Below are 15,453 nucleotides of genomic sequence, written 5' to 3' on the forward strand. Positions count from 1 at the left end.
CGCCTGGGGCGCCCCCGGGCGCGCGCTTCCCGGGGGGGGGGCCGCGTTTCATGCGCGCGAGCCGATGCGTGGTCCGCTGGTTGGGCGTGTCATAAAGCATGCGGGTAACGATGGCGCACGGCTCGGTCCAGTCTTCGATCATCGACGTGGTGGTCAGCGAGTCATGCGAGATGGCGGTGAAGCGGCCATCGCTGGCGGCGCCCACGGCGATGCGCTGCTCGGTGCGCGGGCGCCCGCCGACCGGGCCGAACATCTGCGGGCGTTCCAACACCAGCTTGACGGGCCGCCCCGCCTGGCGCGCGGCCATCGCCGCCAGCACCACGTGCGACCACACCGAGCCCTTGCAGCCGAATCCGCCGCCCACGAACGGGCACACCACACGCAGCTTGTCGGGCGACAAGCCGAGCGTCTTGGCAACGGTGCGGCGCACGCCCGAGACGTATTGCGTGCTGTCGTATAGCGTGAGCGAATCGCCCTCCCACACGGCGATGGTGGCGTGCGGCTCCATGGGGTTGTGCGTCTCCATGGGCGTCCCGTAGACGGCCTCGACGCGCTGCGCCGCCTGGGCCATGCCGGCAGCCATGTCGCCGCGCGCGGTGTCGGCCGATTGCGTCTGCACCTTGCCGGGCGAGTGCGCATCGGTGCGGGCGGTTTCGAAATCGAGCCGCGCGGGCTGCTGGGCAACCTCCACGCGAACCATGCGGGCTGCAGCCTGGGCGTGTTCCAGCGTGTCGCCCACCACCAGCGCAATGGGCTGGCCGTTGTAGTGCACCTGATCGTCCTGCAGCAAAGAAAGAGCGCGTCCGGCCGGTGGTTCCAGCGCCGGCTTGCCGCCGTTGGGCAGGCGCGGGGCGTTCTCGTGCGTCATCACCAGCAGCACGCCGGGCATGGCCTGCGCGACGTGCGTATCGACCCGCGTGATGCGTCCGGCGGGCACTGTGCTTTGTACCAGCACGGCATGCGCCAGGCGCGGCACCTGGAACTCGGCGGAGTAGCGCGCCTGGCCCGTGACTTTGAGCAGACCGTCTGTGCGGTCCAGCGGTTGGCCCACGTTGCTCATGCCACACCCCCAGTCGGATTGGTGGGATTGGTCGGATTGGAAGCCACCGTCAGCGCGCGTGCCACCGCCCGCTGTGCGAGAGGCACCTTGAAGCCGTTGTCGCGCAGCGGCTGTGCGCCCTGCACGGCCAACGCGCCGGCCTGGGCAAACAACTGCGCGTCCAGCACCTGCCCCGCCAGCATCTGTTCTGCCGCATGCGCGCGCCAAGGCTTGTGTGCCACACCGCCCAGCGCAATGCGCGCCTCCCGGATCGTCCGCCCATCCGTCTGCAACGCCAGCGCCGCCGCCACCGACACCAGCGCAAACGCATAGCTCGCGCGGTCGCGCACCTTCAGGTAATGCACCTGCGTGCCGAACACTGGCGGCGGCAAGTCGATAGCGACGATCAGCTCGCCGGGTCCGAGTGTCGTGTCGATTTCGGGGTGCGCTTCCGGCAATCGATGGAACGCTTCGATCGGGATACGCCGCTCACCGTGCATGCCGTGCACAACCACCGTGGCATCCAGCGCGGCGAGCGCGACGGCCATGTCCGACGGCTGCGTCGCCACGCACGCGTCGCTCGCACCCAGGATGGCGTGCATACGGTTGAAGCCCTCGCGCGCCGCACAGCCGGAGCCGGGCTGCCGCTTGTTGCACTCCGGGTACGCCGTGTCGTAGAAGTAATGGCAGCGCGTGCGCTGCATCAGGTTACCGCCGTTGGTGGCCATGTTGCGCAACTGGCCCGACGCGCCCGACACAATCGCTTCGCTCAGCAGCGGATACCGCGAGCGCACCAGCGGATGCGCCGCCGTATCGGCATTGCGCGCCATCGCGCCCAGGCGCAGGCCACCGTCAGGCAACGCGCGAATCTGCGCCAGCGGCAGGCGGCTTATGTCCACCAGCCGCTGGGGCTGCTCGACGCCCCCCTTCATCAGGTCCAGCAGGTTCGTGCCGCCGCCGATATAGCGCGCGCCCGGCTCATGGCCCAGGCGCACGGCAGCTTCGACGGAGGACGCACGATCATAGGCAATCGATTGCATGGCGGTTCCTCAGGCAGCGTTGCCAGACTTGGCAGCCACCACGCGAATCGCCGCCACGATGTTGGGGTACGCACCGCAGCGGCAGATGTTGCCGCTCATGCGTTCGCGTATTTCATCTTCGGTCAGCGCGACGGGGCCTTCATTGCCCAGTGCCGCGGGCGACGTGACCGTGCTGGGCATACCGTGGCGCGCCTCCTCCAGCACCGCCACCGCCGAGCAGATCTGCCCCGGCGTGCAATATCCGCACTGAAACGCGTCGTGCTCGAGAAACGCGGCCTGCACCGGATGCAGCGCCGCGCGGTCGACCAGGCCGTCTTGCGCGTGCGCCAACCCTTCGACGGTGGTGATGGTGTCGCCCTCGTGCATGATCGCCAGCGTCAGGCAACTGTTGACGCGCCGGCCGTTCACGAGGACGGTGCACGCGCCGCACTGGCCACGGTCGCAGCCTTTCTTGGTGCCTGTCAGACCCAGCACTTCGCGCAGCGCATCGAGCAACGTCACACGCGGCTCGAGCGACAACGCATACGGCTTGCCGTTGATATTGAGCGATACCGGCCGCGCAGGCGCCAACGCAGCGGGACGTGCCGGGGCCGACGCAGAAGTGCGCGCGCCGACCGACTCGTGCGGCAGCGCAAACGCCGACGCCGCAGCTGCCGCGCCCTGCAGAAAGCCGCGCCGGCTCGGGCGCGCGGGTGACCCATCCGGTTCGTCGGCGGGGTCATTCGATGCTGGAAAGGGATGTTCAGACATGGCGCACGCTCCACCGGCCGGTGGCGGCCGTAGCTGGGGACATGCGTCAGGGGAAAGCAAGCGGAATACCCGGCACCCGGGCGTTGGGGAGTCGCTGAGCAGCGGCTTCGCGGAGGGGAATTGCTGCGGCACGTGTAAGGCTTACGCGCCGCGTTGCAGTGCGGTTACCTGGCCGGGCCGACGCGATCGCGCGACACATCCATGACCATGCGCGTTAGCAGGTACAGGCGCGGCACGATGGAATTCAGGTCGACATATTCGGCGTCATTCGAGTGCGCGCCGAAGCTCGCCAGACCGAAGCGCTCGATCACGGGCGCCTTGGTTTTCGAGGCGGCAAACGCGGCATCGGTGCCGCCGCCTTCGGCCTTGTCGTCAATCTCCAGCGTCTTGCCGAGTTCGCCGTAGATCTTCTGGGCGTGCTCGGCCAGCGCGCGCGACGCCGGCGTGGCTTCCAGCGGCGGGCGGCGGCGCTCGAACCGGGCCGAGACCTGGGTATCCGGAATCAGCTTGTTCCTGATGCGCTCGTTGACGGTCTCTTCCAGCTTGTCGGCATCGGCCGCGCGCAGCAGCCGCACATCGGCCTGGGCGCTGGCCACGGCCGGGATCACGTTGCGGTTGGTACCGGCCTGCGCCACCGTCCAGTTCACCTTCAGGCCGGTTTCGGGCTTGGACAGATCGCGCATCTGCAGCACCTGGTGCGACAGTTCGTACAGCGCGTTGCGGCCCTGCTCCGGCGCGCCGCCCGCGTGCGAAGCCTTGCCCTTCACATCCAGCAGGATCGCGCCGATGCCGCTGGTGGCCAGCGACAGCTTGTCGGACGTCACGCGCGTGCCTTCGCACGAGAACACGGCGTCCTGCTCGGCGCCCAGCTTGGCCTGCATGGCCCGCGCGCCCGGCGAGCTGATCTCTTCATCGCCATTGATCAGCACCGTGAGCGTGCCGTACTGCTTGAAGTTGACGGCCTGCAGAATCGATACCGTGTGCAGGATGACCGCCACGCCGTTCTTGTCGTCGGCAATGCCCAGGCCGTAGGCGCGCTCACCGTCGATGCGGAATGGCTGGTGCGCAAGCATGCCCTTCAAGTACACGGTATCCATGTGCGCGATCAGCATGATGTTGCGCTTGCCCTCGCCCTTGAAGCGCGCAAGCACCATCTTGCCGATCTTCTCGGGCGTGTCGGCCATGCGGTAGGCGTGGTCGCTGGGGTCGATGAGCTTCACGTCGCCGCCCATGCCGCGCAGGCGCTCGGCGATCACGCCGGCAATCTTGTCCAGGCCTTCGATATCCTTGCTGCCCGATTCGATCGAGACCAATGTCTTCATGGTGTCGATCAGCGCCGGTTTTTCCTGCTGGGCGCGCTTGTAGATTTCAGCCGGCGGCACGGCGGCGGCATGGCCGGCAGCCAGCACACTCACCATTGCGATGACGGCCAGCAGTGCCGGGCGCATGCCCTTGGGCAACAACGGGGCTCTCATGAATGTTTCCTCACCTGTTCTTAGTTATGGTCTGCAACAAAACGGCGATTTTCGCACGCCCACCTGAGCGTTGCCCGAGGGCTATCCCCCCTTTGGATAGACGCATGACACCGCGCAAAGGAATACTGATAGAGATGCGTAAAACGAAAGCGCCGGGCTAACACTCTCGCTACAATTGCTGCCATGCAATACATCCATGTCGTCAACGGCGATGTTGCCGGCGCCACGCTCAAGCAGGCGCTCGCACAGGCTGGCCGCCCCGATTCCGTAGTCGTACTGCGCGACGATCTCGCCGTCGGGCCGCTGGTCGACGTCGATAGCGTCGCCATGGCGCGCTCCGGCTTCTGGCAGCGCGTGGCGCCCAACAGCAATATCGACTTCGCCGCCGAGATGCGCGACGCCCTTGCGTCGCTCGCCGATCTGCGCGATGCCACTACCGAAGTCGCCATCTGGCACGGCCAAAGCGCGTCGGACCAGCTCATGCTGCGCCGGGTGGCGTTCCACCTGCACCAAGCGCCCCAGCGCATCAATGAAGTCGGCATGGATGTGCGCGAACTTGAGGCGCCCAACGGTCAAGGCCCGCTGACGACCATCGGCATGTACTCGGGCGCCCGGCTGGCGCGGCGGTTTTCGACCATCGCGCCGGTGTCGGTGCTGCGCATCGGCCGCCTGGCCTACGAATGGCAGCAGACCGTGCGCGAGAACGCCGATACGCGGCTGTGGAAAGGCAACACGCTGGTACCGGTGTCGTACGGCACGGTGGATGAAGTGATCCTGGAGCACGTTCCCAGCGACTGGGCCAGCGCCCGCGACGTGGTCGGCAGCATCATGGGCGCCATCGACGGGCTGCTCGCCAGCGACTGGTTCGTCTTCTGGCGCTGCCGCGAACTGGTCGGCAACGGCCAGTTGCTGCTGCGCGGCGAGGCCGATTCGCTCAGCACCTGCGAACTGCGTCGCAATGTGAGCGTGGCCGTGTAAGCGCCGCCCGAAACCTGGATCTGCCCCGAGGAGCGCCGAAAGCGCTCCTTTTTATTTGTTCGCGCTGCTTGCGCCTGAACCGCGTTTGTAACCGGCGCGAATTAGCCGTCTCGACGGAGGCCTGCGCGCGCGGGACAATCGATCGGGGTTTCGGCGTCACTGCCGTCGACCTCGTTGGCGAGATCGGTATCAGGCTGCGTGCCTTCCACGTCGCTATGGACGTCGCCTTCGCCCCATGGCATGCCGGATTCGCGCAGGCGCTTGCGCTGGGTGCGGTCGCGCTGAAACATTTCCGCCAGTTCGTCGCGCCCCTGCTGTGCCAGTGACACAAGCTTCTTCTGGTCGCGGTAAACCGGGTAGACCTGCTCCATTGAATTGAGCGTGTGGCGGCGGAACGTCTGCGCGATGCGGTGCGCTTCGTACGGCTCCTTGCCCAGCCCCTCCAGCACACGGCGGCTGAGCATGAGCGAGCCCTCGAACATCTCGCGCTCGATTACTTCCACGCCGCGGTCGCGCAGTTGGTACACGTGTGACACGTTGCGCGCCCGCACATACAGCTTCAGATGCGGAAAGCGCTCGCGCACACGGTCGACCACTTCCAGGTTGGTTTCCATGTCATCGATGGCGACGACCATCATGCTGGCCTTGTCGGCGCCGGCGGTTTCCAGCAGGTCCATGCGCGTGGCGTCGCCGTAGAAGACCTTGAAGCCGAAGCGGCGCAGCATGTCGATCTGGTCCGGGTCATGATCGAGCACGGTAGCGCTGTAGCCCTGGCTGTAGAGCATGCGACCGACAATCTGCCCAAAACGGCCGAAGCCGGCGATGATGACCTGGTTGTCCTGGGGCTCGATGGCGTCGGGCGCGCGCTTCTTGCCATCCATCAGGCGCGGTACCAGCACTTTGTCGTGCAGCAGCAGGAGCAATGGCGTGGCGGCCATCGACAGCGCCACCACGAGGTTGAGCGCAGCGGCCGTCTCCGCCCCGAGCACATTGCCGGCGACGCCGGGGCCGAATACCACGAACGCAAATTCACCGCCCTGCGAGAGCAGGAACGCAAACAGCCACGCCTGCCCGCGCGCAATGCCAAAGCGTGTGGCCAGCAGGCGCAGCGCGCCAATCTTCACCGCCAGGAACACCGCAACGAGCCCGATCACGGCGACCGGCTGGCGCATCAGCACGCCAAAGTCGATCGACATGCCGACCGCCAGGAAAAACAGGCCGAGCAGCAGGCCCTTGAACGGCTCGATGTCGGTTTCGAGCGCGTGACGGTATTCGGAATCGGCCAGCAGCACCCCGGCAATGAAGGCGCCCAGCGCCATCGACAGGCCCACGCTGTGCATCAGCAGCGCAATGCCCACCACCAACAGCAGCGAGAACGAGGTGAACATCTCGCGCATGTTGGTGCGGGCAATGGCGCGCAGCACCGGCCGCAACACCGTGCGCCCGCCAAAAATGACTGCCGCCACCACGCCCACCGCCTTGGCCGCAGCCACCCAGCTATGGCCGCCGGATGCGTCGCTTGCATCGGTCGCCAGCAGCGGCAGCAGCGCAATCATCGGGATGGCCGCAATGTCCTGGAACAGCAGGATGCCGAAGCTGGCCGTGCCAGCGGGCGTGCGCATGAGGTTGCGCTCGGAAAGCGTGGCCAGCGCAATCGCCGTGGACGACAGCGCCAGCCCCAGCCCCGCCACCACAGCCGCGCGCCACGGATGGCCCACCGCCATGACCGCCAACCCCACGGCCAGCGCGCACACCACAATCTGCAGCCCGCCGTAACCGAAGATGCTGCGCCGCAGCGACCACAGCCGCGCCGGCTCCAGTTCCAGGCCAATCACAAACATCATCAGCACGACGCCGAATTCTGAGAAATCCAGAATCGACTGCACGTTGGTGATGAGCCGCAAGCCCCACGGCCCCACGATCACCCCGGCCAGCAAATAGCCAAGCACCGAGCCCAGCCCCAGCCGACGCGCCAACGGCACTGCCGCCACGGCCGCGGCTAGGTAGATGACGAAATTGACGAGCAGATCGTGCGATTGCATGGGCAAGGAGGAGATCGGAAACCTCAGGCGGCGGAATCCGCGTCGGTCGGGAGCCAGGGATGCAGCGCGGCGCGCACCTCGGCGATATGGGCGTCGATGACGTCGGCAGGTACGTCGTCAGCGTCGTGCAGCACGTGCGGCGGCTGCCATTGCATGCCGCACAGCGCGGCGGTCTGCTGCAGCGGCAGCAGGAACATGTCGAACGTGTGGCCGTGGATGCCATCCGGGTTGTAGGAATGCGCGCGGCCGCCGGTGGTGGCCAGCACCATCAGATGCTTGCCGCGCAAGGCGGTGCCGCCCGGCCCGTAGGCCCAGCCCATCTCCAGAACCACGTCGATCCACTCCTTGAGCAGCGATGGCGTGGCGTACCACTGCACCGGAAACTGGAAGACGATCAGCTCCGCCGCTTCCACCGCATCCTGCTCGACGCGCACGTCGATGTCGAAATCGGGGTAATGCCAGTAAAGGTCGTGCATGGCCACGCCAGGCAAGCTGGCCAGCGCACGCGCGAGCGGCTTGTTGGCGCGCGAACGGCGCGGCGCAGGATGCGCGTAGATCACAAGAATGCGCGAGGGCGTCATGGAAAATCAGGAGGCTGGGGCGTCTTGATGGCGCATCTTCGCACGGCTATTGTTGAGCAGCGTTACGGGCGGGGATCGCGCTTCGAGTGGCGATGTAACGCGCGCAGCACCTGAAAAGCGTGCCTTCCCTCGTTTTTGCGCGACGCAGCATTTGCGTTGTTGCCGCACCACACCGCTGGAAGCCGTGCTCGGATGCGCTAAATCAATGATTTATCGGGAAATCCGGCGGAAAGTCTGACACCAGACTTACGGGGAAACCCTGATTGCACTACAATAGCATGGTGCATTGCACAACACTCAGTTGCACCCGATTGAGTGCCCCGGAGGTGCCATCCGCGCCTCCGATTCATCACTTCGTTGCCTTCCACTGAAGCGCGCGATCAGAACAGGAACCGTGTCGTGAACCCGCTCGAACTGAGCAAGGCCATCGGCGTCGTCACCCAGGACGACATCGACAAAACGGAAGCAGCGCAAGGCGCGCCGCGTTCCACCGTGCTGGTGCGCGAGCTTGCTGCGCACCACCGGTCGCGCCTGCTCAAACACCTGCTCGCCCTGGGCGAGGAAGACCGCCTGCTGCGATTCGGCCAGGTGGTGCGGGATCACGTCATCGAGGCGTACGTCGACAGCATCGATTTCGACCACGACAAGGTCTTTGGCGTCTACGACGAGCGCCTTGAACTGACCGGCGTGGGCCACCTCGCCTACCTGCGCGACAACCCGCAAGGGCGCGTGGCGGAGTTCGGCGTGTCAGTGTCGGAATCTGCGCGCGGCAAGGGCGTGGGCAGTGCGCTGTTCCAACGTGCCGCCATGCATGGCCAGAACACCAAGGTGCGTACGCTGTACATGCACTGCCTGTCGCGCAATGCGGCCATGATGCACATTGCCAAGAAGGCCGGCATGCGTGTGCAGTACGCCTATGGCGAAGCCGATGCCTACCTCGAATTGCCGCCCGCCGACACGATGAGCCTGCTGACGGAAGCCATCGACGAACAAGTGGCCGACCTGGACTACATGCTCAAGCGCAACCTGCGCGATGTGCGCCGGTTCGGACAGCGCTTCTGGCGCTCGCTGGTGCCGCAAAAGCGCACTGTGTAACTGCTTCGCGCAATAAGAAACGCCCGGTTCCCGCCGGGCGTTTTTGTTTTGCATGGCGCTTTTGAATTGCTCGCAATTTAATGCAAGTCATTTCAATAAAATAATATCTGCAAAAAGCGCCGTCGATATTCCCTGCCTTATTTTGTGATGCCAGTCCGACGTGCCATTACCCATATTGAGTAATTTTATTTAAATCACTCAAGCTCCCGCCATACCGCTCGATAGTGCATTCGTTATCGATTATGACGGGGACAATCATGCGCTTCTCGAAAATGAAGGTAGCCACCCAACTGGCGTGGGGTTTTGGCTTGACGATGGGGCTGCTCGTGCTGCTCATGGCATTCAGCCTGCAGCGCATGTCAGATTTTCGGCGGCTGCTGGAAGACACCACGGAAATCAACGCCGTGGAAGCCAAGCTCGCCGCAAAAATGTATTCGAGCGTCACTGAACGGGCATTGGCTTATCGGAATATCGTGCTGCTGGAACAGCATGACGAAATTCAGCTCGAACTGAGCCGTATTGAAAAGCAGGAGGCCCTGTACAGCGAGGCCGACCGCAAGCTCGGCCGCATGTTCGACACGTTGCCCGACACCACCACCGAAGAAAAAACGCTGCTTGCGCAAATCCGGCAGCAGACTGAAATGGCCGCGCCGTTCGCAACGCGCGTCAAGGCGCTGATTGCCGCCGGCCACAAGGAAGACGCGTACAAGGTGCTGCGCTTCGAATTCCGCCCCGTGCAGCGCGCTTGGTGGGACCTGCTCGGCAAGCTGCAGGCGTTTGAAGAAAAGCTCAACGACGAAAACACCGCCAAGGCCAAGTCGAGCTATGTCGACAGCCGCAACTGGCTGCTGTCCCTGAGTGTGCTGGCGCTCCTGGTGAGCCTCGCGGCCAGCGCGCTCATCACGCGCGGGTTGCTGCGCAAGCTCGGCGGCGAGCCAGGCACCGTGGCCGAGATTGCCAGCCAGATCGCCGGCGGCAACCTGGCCGTGGTCATCGACACGCGTCACGACAATCCGGCAAGCCTCATGCACGCCATGAAGCGCATGCGCGACAGCCTCGCGACGATTGCCGAACAGGTACACACCAGCACCGACACACTGGCCACGGCATCTGAGCAGATCGCCACCGGCAACTTCGATCTGTCCACCCGCACGCAGGAACAGGCCTCGGCGCTGGAGGAATGCGCCGCGTCGATGGAAGAGCTCAACGCCACCGTCAAGCAAAACGCCGATCACGCGCGGCACGCCAACCAGCTCGCCGCCACGGCTGCCGAGGTGGCTACGCGAGGCGGCACGGTGGTGGCGCGCGTGGTGGACACGATGGGCGCGATCAGCGAATCGGCACGCAAGGTGAGCGAGATCATCGGCGTGATCGACAGCATTGCTTTCCAGACCAACATCCTCGCGCTCAACGCAGCCGTGGAAGCAGCCCGGGCCGGCGAGCAGGGGCGCGGCTTTGCGGTGGTCGCTAGCGAGGTGCGCGGACTCGCGCAACGCTCTGCTGCAGCAGCCAAGGAAATCAAGTTGCTGATCAACGACTCCGCCAACCATGTCGACGCCGGCAGCACGCTGGTGGAACAAGCCGGCACCACGATGCAGGATGTCGTGACCAGCATCCACCGCGTGACCGCCATCGTGACCGAGATCATGGGCGCGACCGACGAGCAGGCCAGCGGCATCGACCAGATCCACCGCGCCATCACGCAGATGGACGAAGTCACCCAGCAGAACGCCGCGCTGGTTGAAGAAGCGGCCGCAGCGGCGGAATCGATGCGCGAGCAGTCGAGCCGACTGGTGGGTGTGGTGAGCGTGTTCAAGCTGACAAACCAGGCGAAAGCCGCAGCCCCCGCAGCGCGCATCGGCTATCACCAACCCGCCCTGTTGCCGGCCTGAGCCGGAGGACGCCGCGATGAAATCTGCCCTGTCTTCCTGCGCCGGCCCCGCTGCACGCAACGTCTACTGGCATGCCGGCTCCGTGGCTGACGAAGCCCGCGCGCATCAGTTCGGCCATGCGCCGCTCACGTTGTGGCTCACGGGCTTGAGCGGCGCGGGCAAGTCCACCCTCGCCTATGCGCTGGAAAAGCGCTTGTACGAAACATGCCAGCGCTGCGCCGTGCTCGACGGCGACAACCTGCGCCATCACCTGAACCACGATCTCGGCTTTACCGAAGCCGATCGCACGGAAAACCTGCGCCGCGCCGCAGAGGTGGCGCGGCTCATGAACGACGTCGGCCTGATCGTCGTGACGGCGTTCATCTCGCCGCTGCGCTCCGATCGCGAGATGGCGCGCGAGATCATCGGCGCAGACCGGTTCGTGGAAGTGCACGTGTGCACCACGCTCGATGTGTGCGAGGCGCGCGACCCAAAGGGGCTATACGCCCGGGCGCGAGGCGGGCAGATCCCGCAGTTCACCGGCGTTTCGTCCCCGTATGAGGCACCGGAGGCGCCGTCGCTGCGGCTTGATACCGGCGCCATGCCATTGCTGACGGCCACCGCCGCGCTGCACGCTCACTTGTCCGCCTGGCTGGACACCCGTCAACCGGAGACCGTTCGATGACCGCCCTGCCACGCCCCGTCCTGATGGTTCCGCTGCGCCGCTGCGGCAGCCATGCGCTGCGCCTGCGCCTGAACTTCAACCCGGCGTTCTACGCGCCGTATCCGCTGCACATCGTCGACTTCATGCCGCTGGTGCCGCTGTACGGCAACCTGGAGGACGATCGCGCCTACTTCCGCCTCGTGACCGACGTGATCGGCCTGCAGGCAGCGAGCATGGTGAAATGGCCCGGCATGGTGTTTGATCCGGTGGAGGTGTTCGAAACCCTGCGCGACCAACCGCGCAGCGTGCATCGCGTGGTGTGGGAACTGCTGCTACGGGCGGGCGCACAGCACGGCGCCCGGGTGGTCATGGACAAGTCGCTCGACAGCGTGCACTACGCCGCCGAGCTGATGACGCTCTTCCCGGACATGCGCTTTCTGAACGTGGTGCGAGACCCGCGCGCGCAGGTCGCGTCAATGAACCGCGCGATCATCCACGACTTCGACACGCTGCTGAACACGCAGACCTGGGTGGCCGCGCACCGCGCCGCAAATGCACTCATCGCCCGGTATCCGGAGCGCACGTGCACCATCCGCTATGAAGATTTCCTGGTCGATCAGGAAAGCACGTTGCGCCGCGTATGCAGTTTCCTGGAGATCGATTTTCTGCCGCAGATGCTGGATGTCTCGCGCTCGGCCGAAGCGCGGCAGATTTCGCGGTTGTCAGCGTTGTGGACGTCCAATTGTTTTGCGCCCATCACGGGCAATATCGACAAATTCCACCAGCAGTTGTCGATGGACGAAATCACGATCATCGAAACCCTGGCACGCGACGACATGGCGCGCTACGGCTATGCCCCGCTGACCGCCGCCAACGCCCACATCGAAACGCGCGAACTGGAGGCTGCGCGCATGCGCTCTGAAGCCGACCGCCAGACGGCGTGGCGCGCGCTGGAAGCCGACAACTACCGCGATTTTGTCTTGCGCCGCCACCGCGCTGATTTTCTGGGCAGCGTGCGCGAGCGGCTCATGCTGCAGGCGATGACGGCGGCGGCCGTCAAACCCGCGGCACCGCATCGGCTGGAGGCGCTGGCCGACCCGGCTGCGTTTGAAGTCGCGGACTAGCCCGTCTAGGGCAATTGCGTGCTTGTCAGCCGCGCGGGTGCTTTCCCTACGATTGGGGTGAGGCACCTCTCGCTCTCCAGTGGCGGCCATCTGCGTCGCCCGCGAGCCGATGCCGAGGCAAGAAGGAGACGACGATGAAGACACCATCTGCGCAATTGATACTGCTGACAGCGGCCATGCTGCTCTGCCTGGGCGCCACGCCCGCTGCGGCACAGGACGCGGCCATGGGCGACATGACGATGATCAACCCATCCGCCCTGAAGTGGGTCGACGCGCCGCCGGGCCTGCCCAGGGGCGCCAAGCTGGCCGTGCTTTACGGCGACCCCGGCAAAGATGGCCCCTACGTCATCCGCCTGAAAGCGCCGGGCGGCTACAAGGTGCCGCCGCACTGGCACACCCAAACCGAGAACCTCACGGTGATCTCGGGCACGCTCTACCTGGGCAGCGGCGACGCCATGGACATGAGCGCCGCACACCCACTCAAGACCGGCGGTTTCCACAACCTGCCCGGAGGCATGCATCACTACGCCTTCACCAGGACGACGACGGTGGTGCAGATTCATGGCACGGGGCCGCTGGACGTCAAATACGTCAACCCGCAGGACGATCCGTCGCCCAAGCAGTGAAGGCTGACGCGCCACCGTGGGCAATCGCCAGCCACCGGCAAGGTACATAAACAGCCGTTAACACGCGGCTGGCGTGCGCTGGCTACCATGCCCCTCCACAGGTCACGCAACCACGGAGGGGCACATGGTCACCAAGGCCCAGGTCAAACCGAAAACCGATTTCGAGCGCTGGCAGGATTACATCAACACCTCCACCCAGCACCCCGACCGCTGGAACGGCTACGACTGCGATATCCAGTCTGCCGTGGGGGAATACAACCGCTACCTGATGGGCAATGCGGGTTATCTGCCGCTGGACTGGCAGATCGTCAAGGCGATGGTGTGGGTTGAAACCGGGGCAGATTCAGAAGCGTGGCAGACCAAGCCGATGCAGATCGGCAACTTGGGGGACCCTGGGCTGAATACCCTGCTGCGCGGCGAAGAAGGCAGCGACCTGATCGTCCCTCCGGCCATCCGCACACGGTTGAACGCGGGCCTAGCCCGAACGGTGCCAGCTTGGAACATTCGCGCCGGCATCGGCTACCTGCTCACGCGCATGGCGAAGTTCGACGTCCGGAGCGTGCGCGACACCGACGACAAGGTTTATGAGGTCGCCGTCAAGGCGGGCGACAGCCTCGACAAGATCGCCCGCGCGCAAGGCTCAACCCTGACGGAGATGCGCGCGCTCAACCCGAATGCCGCAACACTCAAGCCCGGACAAGTGGTCAAATACCGCAAAGCCGCCATGCGCAAGGTGATCAGCGGCTGGCGGCCGGTGACGACGCAAAACATTGCCGTGCTGTACAACCACGGCGATGCCGCGTACATCCGGAAACTCGATTACGTGCTCACGCTCATTCCGAAGATCGGAACCGCCGCATGCAAGTAGGTCGCCTCTTCATCGCCGTGTCGCTGCTGGCCGCGCAATCGGCCATGGCCGCAGATACCCTGACCGGAACCTTCCGCGGTGATGGCCGTGCGTGCCACGGCGCGCTGTTCGTCCGGCCGAAGACCATCGAGTGGAATGCCAGCTTCTTCAAGTGCGGCCCAACGCGCTACAAGGTGATCGAGCAAGACTTGTCGGGCGACCACCCTCACGCGGCCTTCAAGATTGACGACCACCGCAAGCGCTGCGGCCTTGCCGTCATCGAGGTCTCGCGCTACAGCGAGTTCTCTTGGAGCGTAAAGGGCTACCAGACCGTGGAGGCTTACCAGAAGCGCGAAGAACCCGGCTGGATGGATTCCGCCGACCCCGCGCGCCAAGTCGCCTTGTGCGGCATGCGCAAGGAATAGCGCGCGCACCGCGCCGCGGTCATGCAGCCGCTCCAACGCTTCGCTCTGGAGAAACACAGCGGCCCGTATGAGCGGTGGCCCATGCGCACGCGTGTGATCGTCGACGGCACGTCGCACCCCACGCTCACCATCCCGGGCTACGAGTTGCTACGGCAATACCAGACCGATCTCGGCTTCGTCCTGATCACGAGCTACGACTGCCCGTTTGAAGAGGCGGTCTCCGTCACACTCGTTGCTCCGGACCTCTCGCGCGCCATCAGCACCGGCACCATCGGCGCGGCGTATTACACGTTCTGGCTGGATGACGTCGAATGGCTCGACGCGAACCACTTTCGCCTCACGTGTGAAGGCGCCGTGGGCGATTGGCTGATCACGCTGCGCGCCCGGCATATCCCGGTGTTATCCCCGGCCGTCTTCATCAAGCGCCGCGTGGCACCGCCGGTCGAACCCGCGGTGTAGAGTGAATGCCGCCCTTTCACCGACACCCGCACCGCCATGACCGACGACGAACGCGCCATCCGCAACGTAGTGGACACCTGGCTCGCCGCCAGCAGAAGCGGCGATCTGGCCACCGTGCTCAGCCTGATGACCGACGACGTGCTGTTTCTCACGCCCGGCCAAGCGCCATTCGGCAAGGAAGCCTTCGCCAAGATGTCCGAAGGCGTGAAGGACGTGCACGTCGACGGCACGAGCGATATTCAAGAGGTGCAGGTGTTTGGCGACATCGCGTATCTGCGAAATGCGCTGCACATCGTCATCACGATGCCGGATGGGAAGGTGGCGCGGCGCTCAGGGCAGACGTTGACGATTCTGCGCAAAGAGGCGGATGGGAAGTGGCGGTTGGTACGGGATGCGAATCTTGTGATGGCGGACGCTGCCTGATACGGGCGAACATC

General features: G+C 65.1%; 16 protein-coding genes. 10 read left to right on the top strand and 6 right to left on the bottom strand.

The window, feature by feature from the left end; translation table 11 throughout:
• The 4 genes from NKG59_RS23860 to NKG59_RS23875 form a co-directional block, all read right to left on the bottom strand.
• Positions 1 to 1,060 (bottom strand): xanthine dehydrogenase family protein molybdopterin-binding subunit (locus tag NKG59_RS23860; RefSeq protein ID WP_253542149.1); only part of this gene is annotated, 1,060 nt, incomplete at its 3' end.
• Positions 1,057 to 2,079, bottom strand: a complete 1,023-nt coding sequence (locus NKG59_RS23865) for an FAD binding domain-containing protein (RefSeq protein WP_253542152.1) — start codon at positions 2,077 to 2,079, stop codon at positions 1,057 to 1,059. The genes NKG59_RS23865 and NKG59_RS23860, both read right to left, overlap by 4 nt.
• A 9-nt stretch (positions 2,080 to 2,088) precedes the next feature.
• Positions 2,089 to 2,829 carry a 2Fe-2S iron-sulfur cluster-binding protein gene (locus tag NKG59_RS23870; protein WP_253542155.1) on the bottom strand — a complete coding sequence of 247 codons (741 nt, stop codon included), beginning with the start codon at positions 2,827 to 2,829 and terminating at the stop codon, positions 2,089 to 2,091.
• A 164-nt stretch (positions 2,830 to 2,993) separates the two neighbouring features.
• The gene (locus NKG59_RS23875; RefSeq protein ID WP_253542172.1) at positions 2,994 to 4,304 is read right to left on the bottom strand and encodes a M20/M25/M40 family metallo-hydrolase; all 1,311 of its coding nucleotides are present in this window, start codon (positions 4,302 to 4,304) and stop codon (positions 2,994 to 2,996) included.
• 183 nt (positions 4,305 to 4,487) lie between these two features.
• Between NKG59_RS23875 and NKG59_RS23880 the strand changes: the two genes are divergently transcribed.
• Positions 4,488 to 5,282 (top strand): DUF1835 domain-containing protein, encoded by a 795-nt coding sequence (locus NKG59_RS23880; protein WP_045206643.1) that lies wholly within the window; start codon positions 4,488 to 4,490, stop codon positions 5,280 to 5,282.
• A gap of 101 nt (positions 5,283 to 5,383) precedes the next feature.
• Here NKG59_RS23880 and kefC read toward each other — a convergent pair whose 3' ends face one another.
• Both kefC and kefF read right to left on the bottom strand, forming a co-directional pair.
• Entirely contained in the window at positions 5,384 to 7,324 is a 1,941-nt protein-coding gene (gene kefC / locus NKG59_RS23885; protein ID WP_045206646.1) for a glutathione-regulated potassium-efflux system protein KefC, read from the bottom strand.
• A gap of 23 nt (positions 7,325 to 7,347) precedes the next feature.
• Complete coding sequence (gene kefF / locus NKG59_RS23890) at positions 7,348 to 7,905, bottom strand: glutathione-regulated potassium-efflux system oxidoreductase KefF (RefSeq protein ID WP_253542175.1); 558 nt, start codon at positions 7,903 to 7,905, stop codon at positions 7,348 to 7,350.
• Positions 7,906 to 8,304: 399 nt separating this feature from the next.
• Here kefF and NKG59_RS23895 point away from each other — a divergent pair, with 399 nt between their 5' ends.
• The 9 genes from NKG59_RS23895 to NKG59_RS23935 all read left to right on the top strand — a co-directional run bounded on the left by NKG59_RS23895 (position 8,305) and on the right by NKG59_RS23935 (position 15,439).
• Complete coding sequence (locus NKG59_RS23895) at positions 8,305 to 9,000, top strand: GNAT family N-acetyltransferase (protein ID WP_232041261.1); 696 nt, start codon at positions 8,305 to 8,307, stop codon at positions 8,998 to 9,000.
• Between the two features lie 257 nt (positions 9,001 to 9,257).
• The gene (locus NKG59_RS23900) at positions 9,258 to 10,892 is read left to right on the top strand and encodes a methyl-accepting chemotaxis protein (protein ID WP_301288256.1); all 1,635 of its coding nucleotides are present in this window, start codon (positions 9,258 to 9,260) and stop codon (positions 10,890 to 10,892) included.
• Positions 10,893 to 10,908: 16 nt separating this feature from the next.
• Positions 10,909 to 11,556, top strand: coding sequence for an adenylyl-sulfate kinase (gene cysC / locus NKG59_RS23905; protein WP_253542178.1), 648 nt, complete (start codon positions 10,909 to 10,911; stop codon positions 11,554 to 11,556).
• On the top strand, positions 11,553 to 12,659 hold the full coding sequence (locus NKG59_RS23910) for a sulfotransferase family protein (protein ID WP_253542181.1): 1,107 nt from the start codon (positions 11,553 to 11,555) through the stop codon (positions 12,657 to 12,659). The genes cysC and NKG59_RS23910 overlap by 4 nt, the downstream gene beginning before the upstream one ends.
• 134 nt (positions 12,660 to 12,793) lie before the next feature.
• Positions 12,794 to 13,285, top strand: coding sequence for a cupin domain-containing protein (locus NKG59_RS23915; protein WP_253542184.1), 492 nt, complete (start codon positions 12,794 to 12,796; stop codon positions 13,283 to 13,285).
• Between the two features lie 124 nt (positions 13,286 to 13,409).
• Positions 13,410 to 14,153 (top strand): LysM peptidoglycan-binding domain-containing protein, encoded by a 744-nt coding sequence (locus NKG59_RS23920; RefSeq protein WP_253542187.1) that lies wholly within the window; start codon positions 13,410 to 13,412, stop codon positions 14,151 to 14,153.
• A complete protein-coding gene (locus tag NKG59_RS23925; RefSeq protein ID WP_253542190.1) occupies positions 14,144 to 14,557 on the top strand; it encodes a hypothetical protein in 414 nt (137 codons plus the stop codon). Before NKG59_RS23920 ends, NKG59_RS23925 begins: the two co-directional genes overlap by 10 nt.
• Positions 14,558 to 14,578: 21 nt before the next feature.
• A complete protein-coding gene (locus tag NKG59_RS23930) occupies positions 14,579 to 15,016 on the top strand; it encodes a hypothetical protein (protein WP_253542193.1) in 438 nt (145 codons plus the stop codon).
• A gap of 36 nt (positions 15,017 to 15,052) precedes the next feature.
• Entirely contained in the window at positions 15,053 to 15,439 is a 387-nt protein-coding gene (locus NKG59_RS23935) for an SgcJ/EcaC family oxidoreductase (RefSeq protein WP_253542196.1), read from the top strand.
• Positions 15,440 to 15,453: the final 14 nt, after the last annotated feature.

Source organism: Ralstonia chuxiongensis (genome assembly GCF_024158925.1).
Taxonomy (GTDB): domain Bacteria; phylum Pseudomonadota; class Gammaproteobacteria; order Burkholderiales; family Burkholderiaceae; genus Ralstonia; species Ralstonia chuxiongensis.

Excerpts from the sequence above, each read along its gene's own strand:
- NKG59_RS23865 (WP_253542152.1), bottom strand. The coding sequence starts at position 2,079 with ATGCAATCGATTGCCTATGATCGTGCGTCCTCCGTCGAAGCTGCCGTG.
- NKG59_RS23870 (WP_253542155.1), bottom strand. The coding sequence starts at position 2,829 with ATGTCTGAACATCCCTTTCCAGCATCGAATGACCCCGCCGACGAACCG.
- NKG59_RS23875 (WP_253542172.1), bottom strand. The coding sequence starts at position 4,304 with ATGAGAGCCCCGTTGTTGCCCAAGGGCATGCGCCCGGCACTGCTGGCC.
- NKG59_RS23880 (WP_045206643.1), top strand. The coding sequence starts at position 4,488 with ATGCAATACATCCATGTCGTCAACGGCGATGTTGCCGGCGCCACGCTC.
- kefC (WP_045206646.1), bottom strand. The coding sequence starts at position 7,324 with ATGCAATCGCACGATCTGCTCGTCAATTTCGTCATCTACCTAGCCGCG.
- kefF (WP_253542175.1), bottom strand. The coding sequence starts at position 7,905 with ATGACGCCCTCGCGCATTCTTGTGATCTACGCGCATCCTGCGCCGCGC.
- NKG59_RS23900 (WP_301288256.1), top strand. The coding sequence starts at position 9,258 with ATGCGCTTCTCGAAAATGAAGGTAGCCACCCAACTGGCGTGGGGTTTT.
- cysC (WP_253542178.1), top strand. The coding sequence starts at position 10,909 with ATGAAATCTGCCCTGTCTTCCTGCGCCGGCCCCGCTGCACGCAACGTC.
- NKG59_RS23910 (WP_253542181.1), top strand. The coding sequence starts at position 11,553 with ATGACCGCCCTGCCACGCCCCGTCCTGATGGTTCCGCTGCGCCGCTGC.
- NKG59_RS23915 (WP_253542184.1), top strand. The coding sequence starts at position 12,794 with ATGAAGACACCATCTGCGCAATTGATACTGCTGACAGCGGCCATGCTG.
- NKG59_RS23920 (WP_253542187.1), top strand. The coding sequence starts at position 13,410 with ATGGTCACCAAGGCCCAGGTCAAACCGAAAACCGATTTCGAGCGCTGG.
- NKG59_RS23925 (WP_253542190.1), top strand. The coding sequence starts at position 14,144 with ATGCAAGTAGGTCGCCTCTTCATCGCCGTGTCGCTGCTGGCCGCGCAA.
- NKG59_RS23930 (WP_253542193.1), top strand. The coding sequence starts at position 14,579 with ATGCAGCCGCTCCAACGCTTCGCTCTGGAGAAACACAGCGGCCCGTAT.
- NKG59_RS23935 (WP_253542196.1), top strand. The coding sequence starts at position 15,053 with ATGACCGACGACGAACGCGCCATCCGCAACGTAGTGGACACCTGGCTC.